This window comes from Rahnella sp. BCC 1045 (genome assembly GCF_019049615.1).
GTDB classification, from domain to species: domain Bacteria; phylum Pseudomonadota; class Gammaproteobacteria; order Enterobacterales; family Enterobacteriaceae; genus Rahnella; species Rahnella contaminans.
The window spans coordinates 1-17,308 of sequence record NZ_JAFMOZ010000138.1; the positions used below are offsets into that span (position 1 = coordinate 1).

Sequence of the window (17,308 nt, forward strand, 5' to 3'; positions counted from 1 at the left end):
GCTTGCGCCCATTGTGCAATATTCCCCACTGCTGCCTCCCGTAGGAGTCTGGACCGTGTCTCAGTTCCAGTGTGGCTGGTCATCCTCTCAGACCAGCTAGGGATCGTCGCCTAGGTGAGCCATTACCCCACCTACTAGCTAATCCCATCTGGGCACATCCGATGGCGTGAGGCCCGAAGGTCCCCCACTTTGGTCTTGCGACGTCATGCGGTATTAGCTACCGTTTCCAGTAGTTATCCCCCTCCATCAGGCAGTTTCCCAGACATTACTCACCCGTCCGCCGCTCGCCGGCAAAGTAGCAAGCTACTTCCCGCTGCCGCTCGACTTGCATGTGTTAGGCCTGCCGCCAGCGTTCAATCTGAGCCATGATCAAACTCTTCAATTAAAAGTTCGATTTGCTTAAACACGTTAAGCGGTGCTCAAAGTTTACTTTCGTAATAATTCACTAAATGAATTACTGCTTGGTCACTCTAAGACTTGATATTTTTTGCCACCGAAGTGGCTGATATCGTCTTGTGAGTGCCCACACAGATTGTCTGATAAATTGTTAAAGAGCAGTGAGTTACGCGCTTTCGCTTGCTAACTCGAGGTGGCGTATATTACGCTTTCCTCATTCAGTGTCAACCGTTTATTTCATCCGGTTGCCGCTGTTTTTAATCTTTCCGACCCGGTCACTTCGTGATGTTGTTCACGTTGTTCCCTGTCGATGGAGCGGCATTATAGGGATCCGAATTTTTTGCACAAGCCTTTTTTTGAATAAAAGGATCGACTGCGTATTTTTCGACCCTTTCGCCGTGATCTCGTCCGATCCGCTGGTTTTGTCACCGTTCTTATCGCCTCTGAATTGGTATTTCCCGCAGCCAGGACTATATTGCCAAGGTTAAAACTCAATTATGAGGTACTTACCTATGTCTCAGGCTTTGCGCCCTTATCAGGGATTAGCGCCAACATTGGGCGAAAGGGTGATGGTGGATCCTTCCAGTGTTGTTATCGGGGATGTCGATCTCGCGGATGATGTCAGTATCTGGCCGCTGGTTGTCATACGCGGTGATGTAAATAGTGTGTCGGTAGGTTGCAGATCGAATGTGCAGGATGGCAGCGTGCTGCATGTGACTCATCAGTCCCGCCAGAATCCTGAAGGGCACCCTCTTATTATTGGCGAAGACGTCACGGTCGGGCATAAAGCAATGCTGCATGGTTGTACGATCGGAAGCCGGGTTCTGGTAGGAATGGGATCCATACTGCTGGATGGAGCGATCATAGAAGATGATGTAATGATTGGCGCAGGAAGTTTGGTTCCCCCAGGAAAGCGGCTCGAAAGCGGCTATCTCTATTTAGGAAGCCCGGTTAAGCAGATCCGCGAACTGACCGCCGATGAACTTGCGGGGCTGACCTACTCTTCAAATAACTATGTCACATGGAAAGATGTCTATCTGGCGAGTAAATAGTTAATGAGCCTGGACAACGTATTCAACAAGGCTGTTCAGGCTCTTTCAGTTATCCCAGTAAATCTTGTTTTAACTGCGCCAGCACAGGCTCTATTTCTGGCATAACACCGTGCCATAAATAGAAAGCATGAGCGGCCTGTCCCACCAGCATTCCCAAACCATCAGCATAATGCGTCACACCGTTGCCTTTGGCCCAGCAAAGAAAAGGTGTCAGACCGGCCTGATAATACATATCGTAAACGCGCGTCTGTGCAGTGAAAACCTGCCCAGAGATTGCCGGGATTTCACCATTAATACCTGATGCCGTCGCATTGATAATCAGATCGAATTTCTCGCTGGCCAGTTCGCTGAACGCAAGAGCCCGGATCTCACCTTTGCTCTCGAATATATGACTGAGATGTTGTGCACGTTCAAAAGTACGGTTGGTAACGACAACGGAGCATCCGGAGGATAAAAGCGGAAGGATCACTCCACGTGCAGCTCCACCAGCGCCTATCAGCAATACCCGATCGCCGGGCTGAATAAGCGCCAGACGTTCCAGATCGCTCAACATTCCTATTCCATCGGTGTTATCCCCGAGCAATCTTCCGTCTTCAAGTTTTTTGAGAGTATTTACAGCGCCAGACATCGCCGCACGGTCAGTCAGTTCATCTGACTCAGCAAATGCCCGCTCTTTGAAAGGCACAGTAATGTTTGCCCCCTTGGCTCCCTTTTCAAAAAAGGATCGCAGCGTTTCTTCAAAATCTTCATTTGGCGCAAGCATCGTTCCATAACTGTGTTCAAGCCCTGTCTGGCTGGCAAACAATGCATGAATACGGGGGGATTTGCTGTGACTGATTGGATTACCGAATACCGCGAAAGATGGCATGACTTTCGTTCCTTAGCCTTGACGAATGAGATCGCCGGTGAGGGCATCCCTGATTTCAGATGGGTTTTCTCTTCCACCCACCTGGCCGTTGAGCACTGGGAAATCCTCACCAAACTGGAGACGGACTTCATCAGCCAATCGGCAAGGTTCCTGACCATTCAGATTCGCGCTGGTAGAAACCAACGGTTTTCCAAATTGCTGGCAGAGCTCTTTAACCCGCGGATGATCGGTTACGCGGACCGCCAGCGACGAGAAGCGCCCTGTCAGCCAGTCAGGCGTTGAGGGTTTTGCAGGCATCACCCAGGTCACCGGTCCAGGCCAAAACGACAAGATATGTTCGAGTTGCTGATGGGTTAATGATGAATCATCAATATAAGGGAGAAGTTGCTGATAGTTATCGGCGATTAAAATCAGCCCTTTATCTTTAGGACGTTTTTTAAGAGCCAAAAGAGACTCAACCGCCTGCTCGCTGTCAGGATCACAGCCTAACCCGAATACGGCCTCAGTCGGATAAGCGATAACCTGCTGTTGATGTAATGCTTCAAGTACCTTTGCAAGTGAGTTTTCTGCTTCTTTATTCATTTTCTTCGTTATCTTTTATTTCTACGGCTTTGCCGCACAGTTTACTGGCACAAAATAGTTTTATACCCTGCGCCGTTTTCTTTTCCATCAATAAAGGATATTGGCAGTGCACGCACTCGCCGGCAACGGGCTTATTATTGATGGCAAACTGGCAGTCCGGGTAGCGGTCGCAGGCGTGAAAAACCTTACCAAAGCGAGACTTACGCTGCAGCAGATGTCCTTTGCCGCATTGCGGACAACTGAGGCTGGTTTCTTCGGGTTTATCGATGACTTCAATATGGTCGCATTCCGGATACTCGCTGCACCCGATAAACATCCCATAACGTCCCTGGCGAAGCACCAGCGTGGCGCTGCATTTGGGACATAACTGCCCGTCCAGGATTTTCACAATATGTCCGTCGGCCTGTGATTTCAGGGGGCGGATATATTCGCACTGTGGATAGGATGAACAGCTGAGAAAAGGGCCGTGGCGACCACTACGGATCACCAGATCGGCCCCGCATTCCGGACAGGATTCATTTTGCTTTTCAGCAAAAAGTGCTGCTTTTGTCATATGTTACGTTTTACCTGTTATCTCTTAATGCAGATAACCTTCATTAACTTCAAATAACAGCTCTTCCATTTGCTGATATGCACTTTCATATCCGGGAATATTAAAAAGAACCATCAGCACCACCCACTTAAGATCCTCAAGATCGAATTCTTCAGTGTCCAGAGCCATAACACGATCGATTACCATTTCACGGGTATCGAAGTTTAAAACCTTTATCTGTTCCAGGAACAACAAAAAGCCACGACAACTGCTATCTAAACGGCTCGTTTCCTCGTCGGTGTAAACACGTAATGCTGAAGGATCTGAATCCAGCATATAAGATGGGGTTCCACCCTCTTGCATATCCGCAAGTTTTTCAAGCCAATTCAGCGCATTGTGAATATCGGCCCGGTGAAAACCAGCCTCGGTCAAGTCATCCGTTAACCTATCCTCGTCAACATTCATCTCCGCTTCGTTGTGAATGTAAGTTTCAAATAAGTACATTAGTACGTCGAACATGGCTTGCCCTCTAAATTCGGACATAGCCGCCGGATACAGCTGCGATCCATCCTGCTAACTCCAGCTCGAGTAGTTTACCTACCACTTCTGGCACAGGTTGGCCGGCACGTTCGGCGACGACGTCAACAGATGTCACCTCATATTCTACGTTAGCCAACACATCAGCAAATGGCAATTCAACTTCGCATTCTTGTGCACAAATAATCGCCTCTGACGCCTTTGGTGGCTTATCTCGGGGTGCTTTTGACAGTTCGGGGATTCGCAGAGTCGGAAACCAGGTTAAGCCGCTTCCAATATGCTCGGCAATATCATTAGGCTCAGTAACCAGGTAAGCGCCCTGTTGGATAAGCCAGTGAGTTCCTTCTGACGTCGGGCTGCCTAGTGGGCCGGGCAAAGCAAAAACTTCTCGGCCCTGTTCAAGTGCATAACGGGCTGTGATCAACGACCCGCTGCGCAAGGTTGCTTCCACAACCAGAACACCCACGCTGAGACCACTGATAATGCGGTTCCGGCGCGGAAAGTTGGCCGCAAGTGGCGGCGCAGTCACCAGATGCTCAGAAACCAGGGTCCCGCCTTGCTCAAGAATACTGTCGGCTAACATCAAATGACGAGATGGATAACGCTTCATCAGCCCGCTGCCAAGAACGGCGATAGTTTTTCCCTGCGCCTGTAATGTTGCTTTATGACTTATTCCATCAATTCCCATCGCAAGCCCGCTCGTCACGGTAAAACCGCTGCTTACCAGCCCGCCGGCAAAAACCTGTGCATATTGTTCACCGTAATGGGAGTAGTGACGGCTTCCCACCATTGCTATTTGAGGAGATAACAGCAAATCCGGATTACCTTCGACGAACAAAATCAATGGCGGAGACGGAATCTGCGCTAACAAAGGCGGGTAGAGCGCACAGCCAAATGTGACAAGATATCGGCTATCCCCTTCCAGCCAGTTTAGTGACGCGGATAGCCATTGCTGATTGATATTCCTGAAATCTTCTATTTGCTCCGCGGTAAGGCCGCACGAGAATAATTCAGAAGGGCCATAATGCCCCTGGCAGAAGAGTGCCCGAATTATGCCTTCGGCATGGGCAGCATCAAGGCGCCTGACGGCTGATAAACGTATCCATACTTCCTGTAATGTCATTATCCTGCCTCTGTTCAATGCCTTTCGACGAAGGATTCAATTGGCAGAGGATGCTGTCAATCGGAGCAGGAAATGTCTAGAATAGAGTCTATATATCTTCAATCAATTGAATAAAGATCCAGAAAAATATGTCCGTATTACAGATATTACATTTCCCAGACGAGCGGCTTCGCATTACTGCAAAACCGGTCAAAGAAGTTAACGCCGAAATTCAGCAGATCGTGGATGATATGTTTGAAACCATGTATGCAGAAGAAGGCATTGGCCTGGCTGCGACTCAGGTAGACATTCATCAACGTATTATCGTTATTGATGTCTCTGAAAATCGCGACGAACGCCTCGTTCTCATCAATCCTGAGCTGCTGGAAAAAAGCGGCGAAACCGGTATTGAAGAAGGCTGCCTGTCGATCCCTGATCAACGTGCGCTGGTGCCGCGCGCTGAGAAAGTGAAAGTCCGCGCTCTGGATCGGGAGGGTAAAACCTTCGAGCTGGAAGCTGATGACTTACTGGCGATTTGCATCCAGCATGAAATGGATCATCTGGTGGGTAAATTATTCGTGGATTACTTGTCACCACTGAAACGTCAGCGTATTCGCCAGAAGATGGAAAAAATGGCCAAGCTGAACGCGCGGGCTGACTAATATTCGAGTAACACAGGACACTGCTTTGCGGATTATATTTGCCGGTACCCCAGACTTCGCAGCGCGTCATCTTGACGCGCTTTTGTCATCAGAACATCAGGTTGTGGGTGTATTTACCCAACCCGACCGCCCGGCCGGCCGTGGTAATAAGCTGACTGCAAGCCCGGTAAAAACGCTGGCACTTGCTCATGATATTCCCGTGTTTCAGCCGAAATCTTTGCGCCCTGAAGAAAACCAGTCACTGGTGTCCGATTTGGAAGCTGATGTGATGGTGGTCGTAGCTTATGGCCTGATTCTCCCTAAAGCTGTGCTGGATATGCCTAAACTGGGCTGCATTAACGTACACGGTTCCCTGTTGCCACGCTGGCGTGGTGCCGCGCCGATTCAGCGTTCCTTGTGGGCTGGCGATGCTAAAACCGGTATCACTATCATGCAGATGGATGTGGGTCTGGATACCGGCGACATGCTGCATAAAGTGGAATGTGACATTCTTCCGGAAGATACCAGTGCATCCCTGTACAACAAACTGGCTGAGCTCGGCCCGGAAGGTATGCTTGAAACGCTCGGGCAACTGGCGAACGGCACGGCTCAACCAGAAGTTCAGAACGAAGAACTCGTTACGTACGCTGAAAAGCTGAGCAAAGAGGAAGCCCGCTTAGACTGGACGCTTTCCGCAGACCAGCTGGAACGTTGTATACGTGCATTTAATCCGTGGCCTGTCAGTTTCTTTATGATTGACGACCAGCCCGTAAAAGTCTGGTCAGCTGAAAGTTTGCCTGCAAGCCATAGCACCCTGCCCGGCACCATTGTTTCTGCAGATAAAAAGGGGATCCAGGTTGCTACGTCTGACGGCATCCTGAATATCACCCAGTTGCAACCTTCAGGTAAAAAAGCAATGTCCGCACAGGACTTGCTGAACTCTCGTCGTGAATGGTTTATCGAAGGCTCTCGTTTAGCCTGACTCTTCCGACTACGCCCGATATTTCGTCGGGCCTTACCTTTCTGATAATGCTGATCCATTCAGCCATTTGAACAATGAAAACAGCCTATAATCTTCGTAGTATTGCAGCTCAAGCCATCAGTCAGGTTTTAGATAAAGGCCTGTCATTGTCGACGGTCCTTCCCGGTTTGCAGAAAAATATTTCAGAAAAAGATCGCGGATTATTGCAGGAATTATGTTTCGGCACACTGAGGGTATTGCCTCAGCTCGAATGGTGCCTGCAACAACTCATGGCAAAACCGTTGACGGGAAAGCAACGGACACTGCATTACTTACTGATGGTTGGCCTGTATCAGCTAATTCATACGCGTATTCCCGCTCACGCAGTGTTAGCAGAAACTGTTGATGGTGCTGTGGCACTAAAGCGCCCTCAGCTAAAAGGTCTGATCAACGGCGTTCTCCGGCAGTTCCAGCGTCAGCAGGAAGAATTGCTGCAACGTATGGCCAATAATGACAGCCGCCATCTCCATCCGAGCTGGCTTCTTAATCGTCTTAAGAAAGCCTATCCCGACGCCTGGGAAAGCATTGTTGATGCGAATAATCAAAGGCCGCCTATGTGGCTACGCGTAAACCGCATGCACAATACCCGCAACGATTATCTTCGACTGTTGAATGAAGCGCAGATTGAAGCCGTTCCACATCCTGATTATTCCGATGCACTGCGTCTGATCACGCCTTGTCAGGTCAGTCTGCTCCCAGGATTTTCAGAAGGATGGGTGACGGTTCAGGACGCTTCTGCACAAGGCAGCGTTGATCTGCTGGATCCACAGGATGGCGATATGATCCTCGATTTGTGCTGCGCGCCTGGCGGTAAAACGACCCACATACTGGAGGCCGCGCCTAAATCTCATGTGCTGGCTGTGGACGTGGATGAACAACGTCTGAAGCGTGTTCATGAGAATCTGCAGCGTTTAAAACTTAATGCGGAAGTGAAGCAAGGCGATGGACGTGAGCCACAGGCCTGGGCTGGCGAGCGTATCTTTGACCGCATTCTGCTGGATGCACCGTGCTCGGCGACCGGCGTTATCCGCCGGCATCCCGACATAAAGTGGCTACGCAGAGACAGCGATATTACTGAGCTGGCAGGCTTGCAAAAAGAGATCCTGGAAGCCGTCTGGCCACGCCTTAAAAGCAAGGGTGTAATGGTTTACGCAACATGCTCAGTTTTGCCCGAAGAAAATTGCCTGCAAATAGCGGAATTTCTTAAATCTCACCCGGATGCGACGCTATTTGAGACCGGCACGAGGGAAAAACCAGGCAGACAAAACCTTCCACACGCCGATGACGGCGATGGCTTCTATTACGCTAAACTGATCAAAAGCTGATTGTTTACTATTAATGCTACTTATTCAGGCTGAAATCTTCGAAGCCAAGCAGAGAGTCATATGAAAATAATAATTCTCGGGGCCGGACAGGTTGGTGGAACACTCGCTGAAAATCTGGTGGGTGAAAACAATGACATTACCGTTGTCGATACCAACACCGTCCGGTTACGTCAGCTTCAGGACAAATTTGACCTGCGCGTTGTGCAGGGACATGGCTCTCACCCACGCGTACTCCGCGAAGCCGGAGCTGAAGATGCCGATATGTTGGTGGCGGTGACTAATTCTGACGAAACCAACATGGTGGCATGTCAGATTGCGTATTCGCTTTTCAATACCCCAAACCGCATCGCACGCATTCGTTCCACGGAATATATCCGTGAATCCGAAAAGCTTTTCAGTCCAGAAGCTGTGCCGATTGACCATCTGATTTCGCCTGAGCAACTAGTTACCGATTACATCTACAAATTAATCGAATATCCGGGTGCATTACAGGTTGTGAACTTTGCAGAAGGGAAAGTGAGCATTGCCGCAGTTAAAGCCTATTATGGCGGTCCGCTGGTAGGTAATGCACTCTCTTCAATGCGTGAACACATGCCGCACATCGAAACTCGCGTTGCAGCCATTTTCCGCCAGGACCGCCCGATTCGCCCGCAGGGTTCAACCATTATTGAAGCAGGTGATGAAGTGTTCTTTGTTGCCGCCTCTCAGCACATCCGTGCGGTTATGAGCGAACTTCAACGGCTGGAAAAACCATATAAGCGGATCATGATTGTCGGTGGCGGCAATGTGGGTGCCGGACTGGCACAAAAGCTTGAGAAGAATTACAGCGTAAAACTGATAGAACGCGATCAGCAGCGGGCAGCTGAACTGGCCGAGTTGCTGCAAGACACGATTGTTTTCTACGGTGATGCCTCTGATCAGGAATTGTTAGCAGAAGAACATATCGAACAAGTTGATGTGTTTATTGCGATTACTAATGATGATGAAGCAAACATCATGTCGGCGATGCTTGCAAAACGTATGGGCGCCAAAAAAGCGATGGTTCTCATTCAGCGCAGTGCGTACGTGGATTTGGTGCAAGGCAGCGTGATTGATATTGCGATTTCACCTCAGCAGGCGACGATTTCGGCACTGCTTGGGCACGTCAGAAAAGCAGATATCGTCAGCGTTTCGTCATTACGCCGTGGTGTAGCCGAAGCTATTGAGGCGATTGCACATGGCGATGAGACCACCTCTAAAGTTGTTGGTCGTACGGTAGAGCAAATTAAATTGCCGCCAGGTACGACTATCGGCGCGATCGTCCGTGGGAATGACGTCATCATTGCTAATGGAAATAGCAGAATCCAACAAGGTGATCATGTGGTGATGTTCATTACAGATAAGAAATTTGTCAGGGATGTGGAACGTTTGTTCCAACCTAGCCCGTTCTTCTTATAAATTGATGAATTGCCGAAAATATATGGCGTTAAGCAGGATTCAGTAGAGAACTTTTGTAGCGAAGACGCGACAAATGGTCTTTACTTGGTTGGACACATTTGATGAATTTGCCAAGGAGTATTTTATGAGTTTTATGAAAGAGTTTCGTGAATTTGCCATGCGTGGCAACGTGGTCGACCTTGCCGTCGGTGTAATCATTGGTGCAGCCTTCGGCAAGATAGTGTCATCATTTGTTGCTGATATTATTATGCCACCGCTGGGTTTACTCATTGGTGGAGTCGATTTCAAGCAATTCGCTTTTGTACTCAGAGACGCACAAGGAACGGTACCGGCAGTCGTAATGCATTACGGTGTGTTTATCCAAAATATTTTTGATTTCGTCATTGTTGCTTTGGCAATCTTCTGCGCAATTACTTTGATGAACAAAATGCGCCGTAAACAGGAAGATGTTCCTGCGGCACCACCGAAACCGACTGCGGAAGAAACTTTGCTCGCAGAAATTCGTGATCTGCTTAAAGAGCAGCAAACACCGAGATTGTAACGAAGAAGAAAGTTGCTGTTGCTTTAAGTTTTAGAAGGGCAGTGTTGAATATTCGATTAAACGCTCAACACTGCCCTCCATATAATTCCCTTTTCCATTTTTTTCTTTTCTACGATAACTTCCCTTACCCTTTAGATTCTTTTCAATGCGCTGCTTAAACAGTGGATCATGAAGAAGAGCCTGCAAGGCATTATCCTGAATGGTCCCTTTTTGGTGCTTATACTGAGTCATAACTCCCTCGTTTTTTAGAAATGCAACATGGCTAAATTGCCAGCGCATAATACTGCGTTTAATTTCCAACCGGTAGCTCTTTTCAAAATGCTTGAGCAGATTAGATCACTTTTCCTGCCCCATCTTCAAGCGCTTCTAATATTGAACAACTCTCACTGGTATGCGCAGAACCACAGCAGGCGGCACTCAATCTTTTCAAAGATTCACGCATCCGGGTGAGCTCTTGTAATTTGAGCTCAACCTCAGCCAGACGCTCATCAACAATAGACTTAGATTCCTGACATGTGTGATGAATAGGATCGACCCGAATAGAAAGCAGTTCTTTAATTGCTTCAAGCGTAAACCCGGTAGATTTTGCATACCGAATGAATCGCAACCGTTGTAAGTCGTTTTCATCATATTGACGATAACCGGAGGTAGTCCGTAAACCCGCCGCCATCATTTCCTGTTTTTCATAATAACGAACAGTATCCGTAGAGACCCCTGCCAAAGCAGCTAGCTCACCAATTTTATACATATTCACTCACCTCTAAACTTATCCTTCAGCGCATCTTTGTAGCGCCCATGAAGAAAATCGATATTCATTCCCGCTTGCTGCAAACGCAACTGAAGAATTTTGAGACGCTTTTCAACAGCTGAAAACTGAGGATCATCCCGCGTTAAAACATTAAGTATATGATCTAATTCGATCGCTTCTTTTCGGTCCTGCAACTCAGGAGGCAAATAACCTGCGTTTTTAAGAATACGATAAGCGGTTCTTAGCTCTTCAGGAATGCCGCTGTCATCATCGAGTATAAGAGGTCTGCCAGACCCCGGAAGATTATCAAACTCACCATTTTCCCGGGCCTCTTTAATGTGTTTTTCAACCCACTGGTCAATAAGAAACATGATTTTTCCTCAGCCAAACGGTTAGCTTCACAACGTTAAGGCAGCATAGCGCGGATAAAAGAGAAATTCAGGATGAATGGTGCCGGAGGTAACGAAATTTAAAGCATCAAAATTTAGACGTAAAAAAACCGGGCAGAGCCCGGCTTTTTCATGCATCTACAGATTATTCAGCAGTTGCTACTTCTGCTTGTGACTCTGCACGATCAACGAGCTCGATGTAAGCCATCGGCGCATTGTCGCCTGCACGGAAACCACACTTCAGAATGCGAGTGTAACCACCGGCACGGCTCGCGAAACGCGGGCCCAGTTCATTAAACAGTTTTGCCACGATCTCGTTATCACGAGTACGGGCGAATGCCAGACGACGATTTGCAACGTTGTCGGTCTTGGCAAGAGTAATCAGCGGCTCAACAACGCGACGCAGCTCTTTCGCTTTCGGCAGGGTCGTCTTGATGATCTCATGACGAACCAAAGAGCCGGCCATGTTACGGAACATAGCCTGTCGGTGGCTGCTGTTACGGTTCAGTTGACGACCACTCTTACGATGGCGCATGACCTTATCCTTCTCAGTAAAACCTTAACCTGTGATCCGGTTACTCGTCAGCAATACTTGCTGGTGGCCAGTTTTCCAGGCGCATGCCCAGAGACAAACCACGGGACGCAAGTACGTCTTTGATCTCAGTAAGAGATTTTTTACCCAGGTTAGGTGTTTTAAGTAACTCAACCTCGGTACGCTGTACCAGATCACCGATGTAGTGGATTGCTTCTGCCTTAAGGCAGTTAGCAGAGCGGACAGTCAATTCCAGATCGTCAACAGGGCGCAGCAGGATTGGATCGAATTCCGGCTTCTCTTCTTTGACTTCCGGTTGACGTACATCACGTAAATCAACGAAAGCTTCAAGTTGTTCAGCAAGAATGGTCGCCGCACGACGAATCGCCTCTTCAGGATCGATCGTACCGTTGGTTTCCATTTCGATAACCAGCTTGTCCAAATCAGTACGCTGTTCTACACGCGCTGCTTCAACATTGTAGGCAATTCGCTCTACAGGGCTGTAGCATGCGTCTACTAACAGACGACCAATTGGGCGCTCATCTTCTTCCGAATGAATTCGGGCAGACGCCGGCACATAACCACGACCGCGCTGAACTTTGATACGCATGCTGATAGCAGCGTTCTCATCGGTCAGGTGGCAGATGACATGTTGCGGCTTGACGATTTCGACATCACCATCATGGGTAATGTCGGCTGCAGTCACAGGGCCAATGCCAGACTTATTCAGGGTAAGAATAACTTCATCTTTCCCTTGAACTCTCACCGCCAGCCCTTTCAGGTTGAGCAGGATCTCCAGGATATCTTCCTGTACGCCTTCTTTGGTGCTGTACTCATGCAGTACACCATCAATCTCAACCTCGGTCACCGCGCAACCCGGCATGGATGAAAGCAGAATACGGCGCAGTGCGTTGCCTAAAGTATGGCCAAAGCCACGTTCTAAAGGCTCAAGGGTCACCTTGGCGTGCGTCGAACTGACTTGCTCGATATCTACCAGGCGCGGTTTTAGAAACTCTGTCACAGAACCCTGCATTGTGTCCTCTCTTTGGTACTAAGCTTTACTTGGAGTAAAGCTCGACGATCAGGTGTTCGTTAATGTCGGAAGACAGATCAGTACGTTCAGGCATACGCTTGAACACACCTTCCATCTTAGCAGCATCAACTTCAAGCCAAGTCGGCTTTTCACGCTGTTCAGCCAACTCCAAAGCGGCCTTCACGCGAGATTGCTTTTTAGCTTTCTCGCGGATGCTGACAACGTCATTCGGAGATACCTGATAAGAAGCGATGTTAACAACGCGACCGTTTACCATGATAGCTTTGTGGCTAACTAACTGGCGCGATTCCGCACGAGTAGCGCCGAAGCCCATACGATAAACAACGTTGTCCAAACGACCTTCAAGCAGTTGCAACAGGTTTGCACCGGTGTTGCCTTTCAGGCGTGCTGCTTCTTTGTAATAGTTACGGAACTGACGCTCCAGAACACCGTAAATACGACGAACTTTTTGCTTTTCACGTAACTGTACACCGTAGTCAGACAGACGCGGTTTACGCGCACCATGCTGACCAGGAGCTTGTTCAATTTTACACTTGGTATCGATCGCGCGAACGCCAGATTTAAGGAATAAATCTGTGCCCTCACGACGGCTAAGCTTGAGCTTAGGACCCAAATATCTTGCCATTTTCTCTCTCCAACAAACCTAAAAAAGCAGCGTTATACGCGGCGCTTTTTCGGCGGACGACAACCGTTATGAGGGATAGGAGTCACATCAGTAATATTAGTGATGCGGAAACCAGCCGCGTTTAATGCGCGGATAGTAGACTCACGACCAGGACCAGGTCCTTTAACCATAACTTCCAGATTCTTGATACCGTATTCTTTCACTGCGTCAGCGCAGCGCTCTGCTGCAACCTGAGCTGCGAACGGAGTGGATTTACGAGAACCACGGAAACCGGAACCACCAGCTGTTGCCCAACCCAAAGCATTACCCTGACGATCGGTAATGGTAACAATGGTGTTGTTGAAAGAAGCATGGATATGAGCCACGCCGTCAGAGACTTGTTTTCTTACACGTTTACGTGTACGAACAGGTGCCTTTGCCATTTATTCAATCACCCCGATTATTTCTTGATCGGTTTACGCGGACCCTTACGGGTACGTGCGTTAGTCTTGGTACGCTGACCGCGTACTGGAAGACCACGACGATGACGCAAACCACGATAAGTCCCAAGGTCCATAAGACGCTTGATGCTCAGGGTGACTTCACGACGCAGATCACCTTCAACAATGAACTTGGCAACTTCGTCACGCAGTTTTTCGATTTGCTCTTCAGACAGCTCACTGATCTTAACATTTTCAGCAATACCGGATGCAGCACAGATAGACTGTGAGCGGGTTTTACCGATGCCGTAGATCGAAGTTAATGCGATCACGGTATGTTTCTGATCAGGAATGTTAATGCCTGCTATACGGGCCACTATGCACTCCTACTATTTATATACGGCAATACCATTCTGAAAAGCCCGTTTTCAGGATACTCAAATAGTATTGCTGCTTACATACAAAAGATTGGCTGGCTAATCTAGCCAGCTCAACCCAACTTTGCAAGAAAAATATGCGAGATAATCAGCCTTGACGCTGTTTATGCTTCGGTTCTGCGCTGCAGATTACGCGAACGATACCGTTACGCTTAACAATTTTGCAGTTACGACATAATTTCTTGACGGAAGCACGAACTTTCATTTTTACTCTCCGTAACTTCGCAAACGCACCAGATTAGCGGTTATAGCCTTTCAGGTTTGCTTTCTTCAATGCAGACTCGTACTGACTTGACATCATCAGAGTTTGCACTTGAGCCATAAAGTCCATAATGACAACGACTACGATTAGTAGTGAAGTACCACCAAAGTAGAATGGAACTTTCATCGCGTCACGCATGAACTCCGGGATAAGGCAGATGAAAGTAATATACATCGCACCAATTAAGGTTAAGCGAGTCATTACTTTATCGATGTACTTCGCCGTTTGCTCTCCCGGACGAATTCCTGGTACAAATGCACCGGACTTCTTCAGGTTATCTGCTGTCTCACGCGGGTTGAACACCAACGCAGTATAAAAGAAACAGAAGAAGATGATTGCAGTCGCATAGAGTAACACATAAAGCGGTTGTCCAGGCTGCAAATACAGCGAAATCGTAGTCAGCCAGTTCCAACCAGTTCCGCCCCCGAACCATGATGCAATCGTGGCAGGGAACAGAATGATGCTGGAAGCGAAGATTGCTGGGATAACCCCGGCCATATTCACTTTCAACGGTAAGTGCGTGCTCTGTGCTGCATAGACACGACGACCTTGTTGACGCTTGGCGTAGTTAACGACGATACGACGTTGACCACGTTCTACAAACACAACAAAGAAAGTCACTGCAAACACTAAAACTGCAACCAACAGCAACAGGAGGAAGTGCAGGTCGCCTTGCCGAGCTTGTTCGATAGTATGGGCAACTGCTGGCGGAAGACCCGCTACGATACCGGCAAAAATAATGATCGAAATACCGTTACCGATACCTCGTTCAGTAATTTGCTCACCCAGCCACATCAGGAACATTGTCCCGGTAACCAGACTCACAACTGCAGTAAAGTAGAATGCGAAGCCTGGATTCAACACCAGGCCTTGCATACCAGGCATGTTCGGCAAACCGGTAGCAATACCGATAGACTGAAACACTGCCAATACCAGCGTACCGTAGCGGGTATACTGGCTAATCTTACGACGGCCAGCCTCCCCTTCTTTCTTAATTTCCGCTAACGCTGGATGAACCACCGTCAACAACTGGATAATGATCGATGCCGAAATGTACGGCATGATCCCCAGAGCAAAGATTGAAGCACGGCTGAGAGCACCACCAGAGAACATGTTAAACATTTCAATGATAGTGCCTCTTTGCTGCTCGAGCAATTTGGCAAGTACAGTGGCATCAATACCAGGGATCGGAATAAAAGAGCCGATACGGAAAACAATCAGCGCACCGATAACAAACAAAAGTCTGCGCTTCAGTTCGCCTAGTCCACCCTTGGCACTTTGAAAATCTAATCCCGGTTGCTTAGCCATCTGCTACTTATTCCTCAATTTTACCGCCAGCAGCTTCGATAGCAACACGAGCGCCTTTGGTGACACGCAAACCACGCAGAGTTACCGCACGACCAACTTCGCCTGAAAGGATTACTTTCGCGAACTCGATCTGGATACCAACTACGTTAGCGGCTTTCAGCGCGTTCAGGTCGATCACGTCGCCTTCCACCAGAGCCAGTTCAGACAGACGAACTTCTGCCGTGATCATAGCTTTGCGGGAGGTGAAGCCGAATTTCGGCAGACGACGATATAAAGGCATCTGACCACCTTCAAAACCGCGACGTACGCCACCGCCAGAACGTGAGTTCTGACCTTTGTGACCACGACCACCGGTTTTACCCAGGCCAGAACCGATACCACGACCTACACGCCTTGGCGCTTGTTTGGCACCATCAGCCGGAGACAGAGTATTTAAACGCATCTCTTACTCCTCAACCTTAACCATGTAGGAAACCAGGTTGATCATACCGCGTACAGCAGGAGTATCCTCGCGCTCTACGGTGTGACCAATACGACGCAGACCCAGACCAACCAGAGTAGCTTTATGCTTAGGCAGGCGGCCAATAGAACTGCGAGTTTGTGTAACTTTAATAGTCTTTGCCATGGTTAATTACCCCAGAATTTCTTCAACGGATTTACCACGCTTGGCAGCGACCATTTGTGGGGATTTCATATTTGCCAGAGCGTCGATAGTTGCACGAACCACGTTAATCGGGTTTGTAGAACCATAAGCTTTAGCCAATACGTTATGTACCCCTGCAACTTCCAGGACGGCGCGCATTGCACCACCGGCGATGATACCGGTACCTTCGGAAGCCGGCTGCATGAACACACGGGAACCCGTATGAGCACCTTTAACAGGATGCTGCAGGGTGCCGCTATTCAGCGCGACATTCAACATGTTGCGACGGGCTTTTTCCATCGCTTTCTGGATCGCTGCCGGAACTTCGCGTGCTTTGCCGTAGCCAAAACCAACGCGACCGTTACCATCACCAACTACTGTCAGTGCGGTAAAGCTGAAGATACGGCCACCTTTTACGGTTTTAGATACGCGGTTTACCGCGATCAGCTTTTCCTGCAGTTCGCCAGCTTGTTTTTCGATGTGAGCCATCTTAAACCTCTTCCTTAGAACTGAAGGCCAGCTTCACGGGCAGCATCTGCCAGTGCCTGGACTCGACCATGATATTGGAAACCGGAACGGTCAAAGGATACTTTCGTGATCCCTTTTTCCAATGCGCGTTCTGCGATAGCTTTACCTACAGCAGTGGCAGCATCTTTGTTGCCGGTATACTTCAGTTGCTCAGTAATAGTTTTTTCTACAGTAGATGCAGCAACTATGACTTCAGAACCGTTTGGTGCGATGACCTGTGCGTAAATATGACGCGGGGTACGATGTACCACCAGACGAGTCGCACCCAATTCTTTGAGCTTGCGGCGTGCGCGGGTCGCACGACGGATACGAGCAGATTTCTTATCCAT

General features: G+C 48.7%; 25 protein-coding genes and 1 rRNA gene. 6 read left to right on the top strand and 20 right to left on the bottom strand.

Going from position 1 to position 17,308, the window contains the following annotated elements:
• Positions 1 to 385 (bottom strand): 16S ribosomal RNA (locus tag J1782_RS19335); the annotation flags it as partial.
• Between the two features lie 523 nt (positions 386 to 908).
• On the opposite strand from J1782_RS19335, the gene J1782_RS19340 reads away from it, so the two are divergent.
• On the top strand, positions 909 to 1,448 hold the full coding sequence (locus J1782_RS19340; RefSeq protein WP_217153751.1) for a gamma carbonic anhydrase family protein: 540 nt from the start codon (positions 909 to 911) through the stop codon (positions 1,446 to 1,448).
• A 49-nt stretch (positions 1,449 to 1,497) separates the two neighbouring features.
• Here J1782_RS19340 and aroE read toward each other — a convergent pair whose 3' ends face one another.
• Genes aroE through dprA form a run of 5 tightly spaced genes read right to left on the bottom strand, consistent with a single transcriptional unit; the run spans position 1,498 to position 5,090 of the window.
• Complete coding sequence (gene aroE, locus J1782_RS19345) at positions 1,498 to 2,316, bottom strand: shikimate dehydrogenase (RefSeq protein ID WP_152327219.1); 819 nt, start codon at positions 2,314 to 2,316, stop codon at positions 1,498 to 1,500.
• Positions 2,317 to 2,328: 12 nt separating this feature from the next.
• Complete coding sequence (tsaC, locus tag J1782_RS19350; protein WP_152327220.1) at positions 2,329 to 2,898, bottom strand: L-threonylcarbamoyladenylate synthase type 1 TsaC; 570 nt, start codon at positions 2,896 to 2,898, stop codon at positions 2,329 to 2,331.
• A complete protein-coding gene (locus J1782_RS19355) occupies positions 2,891 to 3,451 on the bottom strand; it encodes a type I DNA topoisomerase (protein ID WP_152327221.1) in 561 nt (186 codons plus the stop codon). The genes tsaC and J1782_RS19355 overlap by 8 nt, the downstream gene beginning before the upstream one ends.
• Before the next feature lie 24 nt (positions 3,452 to 3,475).
• Positions 3,476 to 3,949: a DUF494 family protein gene (locus J1782_RS19360; RefSeq protein WP_101080124.1), complete on the bottom strand. Its 474-nt coding sequence runs from the start codon at positions 3,947 to 3,949 to the stop codon at positions 3,476 to 3,478.
• A gap of 10 nt (positions 3,950 to 3,959) precedes the next feature.
• On the bottom strand, positions 3,960 to 5,090 hold the full coding sequence (dprA, locus tag J1782_RS19365; RefSeq protein WP_217153752.1) for a DNA-protecting protein DprA: 1,131 nt from the start codon (positions 5,088 to 5,090) through the stop codon (positions 3,960 to 3,962).
• A 128-nt stretch (positions 5,091 to 5,218) separates the two neighbouring features.
• On the opposite strand from dprA, the gene def reads away from it, so the two are divergent.
• The 5 genes from def (at position 5,219) to mscL (ending at position 10,034) form a co-directional block, all read left to right on the top strand.
• Entirely contained in the window at positions 5,219 to 5,731 is a 513-nt protein-coding gene (def, locus tag J1782_RS19370) for a peptide deformylase (RefSeq protein WP_101080126.1), read from the top strand.
• A 1-nt stretch (position 5,732) separates the two neighbouring features.
• Positions 5,733 to 6,692 (top strand): methionyl-tRNA formyltransferase, encoded by a 960-nt coding sequence (gene fmt, locus J1782_RS19375; RefSeq protein ID WP_208951335.1) that lies wholly within the window; start codon positions 5,733 to 5,735, stop codon positions 6,690 to 6,692.
• Between the two features lie 74 nt (positions 6,693 to 6,766).
• Entirely contained in the window at positions 6,767 to 8,056 is a 1,290-nt protein-coding gene (gene rsmB, locus J1782_RS19380) for a 16S rRNA (cytosine(967)-C(5))-methyltransferase RsmB (protein WP_217153753.1), read from the top strand.
• Between the two features lie 60 nt (positions 8,057 to 8,116).
• The gene (gene trkA / locus J1782_RS19385; protein WP_165061143.1) at positions 8,117 to 9,493 is read left to right on the top strand and encodes a Trk system potassium transporter TrkA; all 1,377 of its coding nucleotides are present in this window, start codon (positions 8,117 to 8,119) and stop codon (positions 9,491 to 9,493) included.
• 124 nt (positions 9,494 to 9,617) lie between these two features.
• Complete coding sequence (gene mscL / locus J1782_RS19390) at positions 9,618 to 10,034, top strand: large-conductance mechanosensitive channel protein MscL (protein WP_101080130.1); 417 nt, start codon at positions 9,618 to 9,620, stop codon at positions 10,032 to 10,034.
• Positions 10,035 to 10,064: 30 nt separating this feature from the next.
• Here the strand turns inward: mscL and J1782_RS19395 are convergent, their stop codons facing one another.
• The 14 genes from J1782_RS19395 to rplR all read right to left on the bottom strand — a co-directional run bounded on the left by J1782_RS19395 (position 10,065) and on the right by rplR (position 17,308).
• The gene (locus J1782_RS19395; protein ID WP_101080131.1) at positions 10,065 to 10,265 is read right to left on the bottom strand and encodes an alternative ribosome-rescue factor A; all 201 of its coding nucleotides are present in this window, start codon (positions 10,263 to 10,265) and stop codon (positions 10,065 to 10,067) included.
• Between the two features lie 100 nt (positions 10,266 to 10,365).
• Positions 10,366 to 10,782, bottom strand: coding sequence for a Zn(2+)-responsive transcriptional regulator (gene zntR / locus J1782_RS19400; RefSeq protein ID WP_152327225.1), 417 nt, complete (start codon positions 10,780 to 10,782; stop codon positions 10,366 to 10,368).
• A gap of 2 nt (positions 10,783 to 10,784) precedes the next feature.
• Positions 10,785 to 11,153, bottom strand: a complete 369-nt coding sequence (locus tag J1782_RS19405; protein ID WP_152327226.1) for a DUF1992 domain-containing protein — start codon at positions 11,151 to 11,153, stop codon at positions 10,785 to 10,787.
• A 163-nt stretch (positions 11,154 to 11,316) separates the two neighbouring features.
• Positions 11,317 to 11,706, bottom strand: coding sequence for a 50S ribosomal protein L17 (gene rplQ / locus J1782_RS19410; protein WP_034793661.1), 390 nt, complete (start codon positions 11,704 to 11,706; stop codon positions 11,317 to 11,319).
• Positions 11,707 to 11,746: 40 nt separating this feature from the next.
• Positions 11,747 to 12,736, bottom strand: a complete 990-nt coding sequence (gene rpoA, locus J1782_RS19415) for a DNA-directed RNA polymerase subunit alpha (protein ID WP_002919219.1) — start codon at positions 12,734 to 12,736, stop codon at positions 11,747 to 11,749.
• Between the two features lie 25 nt (positions 12,737 to 12,761).
• Positions 12,762 to 13,382 (bottom strand): 30S ribosomal protein S4, encoded by a 621-nt coding sequence (gene rpsD / locus J1782_RS19420; protein ID WP_095923750.1) that lies wholly within the window; start codon positions 13,380 to 13,382, stop codon positions 12,762 to 12,764.
• A 32-nt stretch (positions 13,383 to 13,414) separates the two neighbouring features.
• Positions 13,415 to 13,804 (bottom strand): 30S ribosomal protein S11, encoded by a 390-nt coding sequence (gene rpsK, locus J1782_RS19425; RefSeq protein WP_004929731.1) that lies wholly within the window; start codon positions 13,802 to 13,804, stop codon positions 13,415 to 13,417.
• Between the two features lie 17 nt (positions 13,805 to 13,821).
• On the bottom strand, positions 13,822 to 14,178 hold the full coding sequence (gene rpsM / locus J1782_RS19430) for a 30S ribosomal protein S13 (protein WP_013573704.1): 357 nt from the start codon (positions 14,176 to 14,178) through the stop codon (positions 13,822 to 13,824).
• A gap of 148 nt (positions 14,179 to 14,326) precedes the next feature.
• Positions 14,327 to 14,443: a 50S ribosomal protein L36 gene (gene rpmJ / locus J1782_RS19435; protein ID WP_012768118.1), complete on the bottom strand. Its 117-nt coding sequence runs from the start codon at positions 14,441 to 14,443 to the stop codon at positions 14,327 to 14,329.
• Between the two features lie 33 nt (positions 14,444 to 14,476).
• Positions 14,477 to 15,808 carry a preprotein translocase subunit SecY gene (secY, locus tag J1782_RS19440; RefSeq protein WP_034793668.1) on the bottom strand — a complete coding sequence of 444 codons (1,332 nt, stop codon included), beginning with the start codon at positions 15,806 to 15,808 and terminating at the stop codon, positions 14,477 to 14,479.
• 7 nt (positions 15,809 to 15,815) lie between these two features.
• Positions 15,816 to 16,250 (bottom strand): 50S ribosomal protein L15, encoded by a 435-nt coding sequence (gene rplO / locus J1782_RS19445; RefSeq protein WP_013573702.1) that lies wholly within the window; start codon positions 16,248 to 16,250, stop codon positions 15,816 to 15,818.
• A gap of 3 nt (positions 16,251 to 16,253) precedes the next feature.
• Complete coding sequence (gene rpmD / locus J1782_RS19450) at positions 16,254 to 16,433, bottom strand: 50S ribosomal protein L30 (protein WP_101080134.1); 180 nt, start codon at positions 16,431 to 16,433, stop codon at positions 16,254 to 16,256.
• Positions 16,434 to 16,439: 6 nt separating this feature from the next.
• A complete protein-coding gene (gene rpsE / locus J1782_RS19455) occupies positions 16,440 to 16,940 on the bottom strand; it encodes a 30S ribosomal protein S5 (RefSeq protein ID WP_101080135.1) in 501 nt (166 codons plus the stop codon).
• Between the two features lie 14 nt (positions 16,941 to 16,954).
• On the bottom strand, positions 16,955 to 17,308 hold the full coding sequence (rplR, locus tag J1782_RS19460) for a 50S ribosomal protein L18 (RefSeq protein ID WP_013573699.1): 354 nt from the start codon (positions 17,306 to 17,308) through the stop codon (positions 16,955 to 16,957).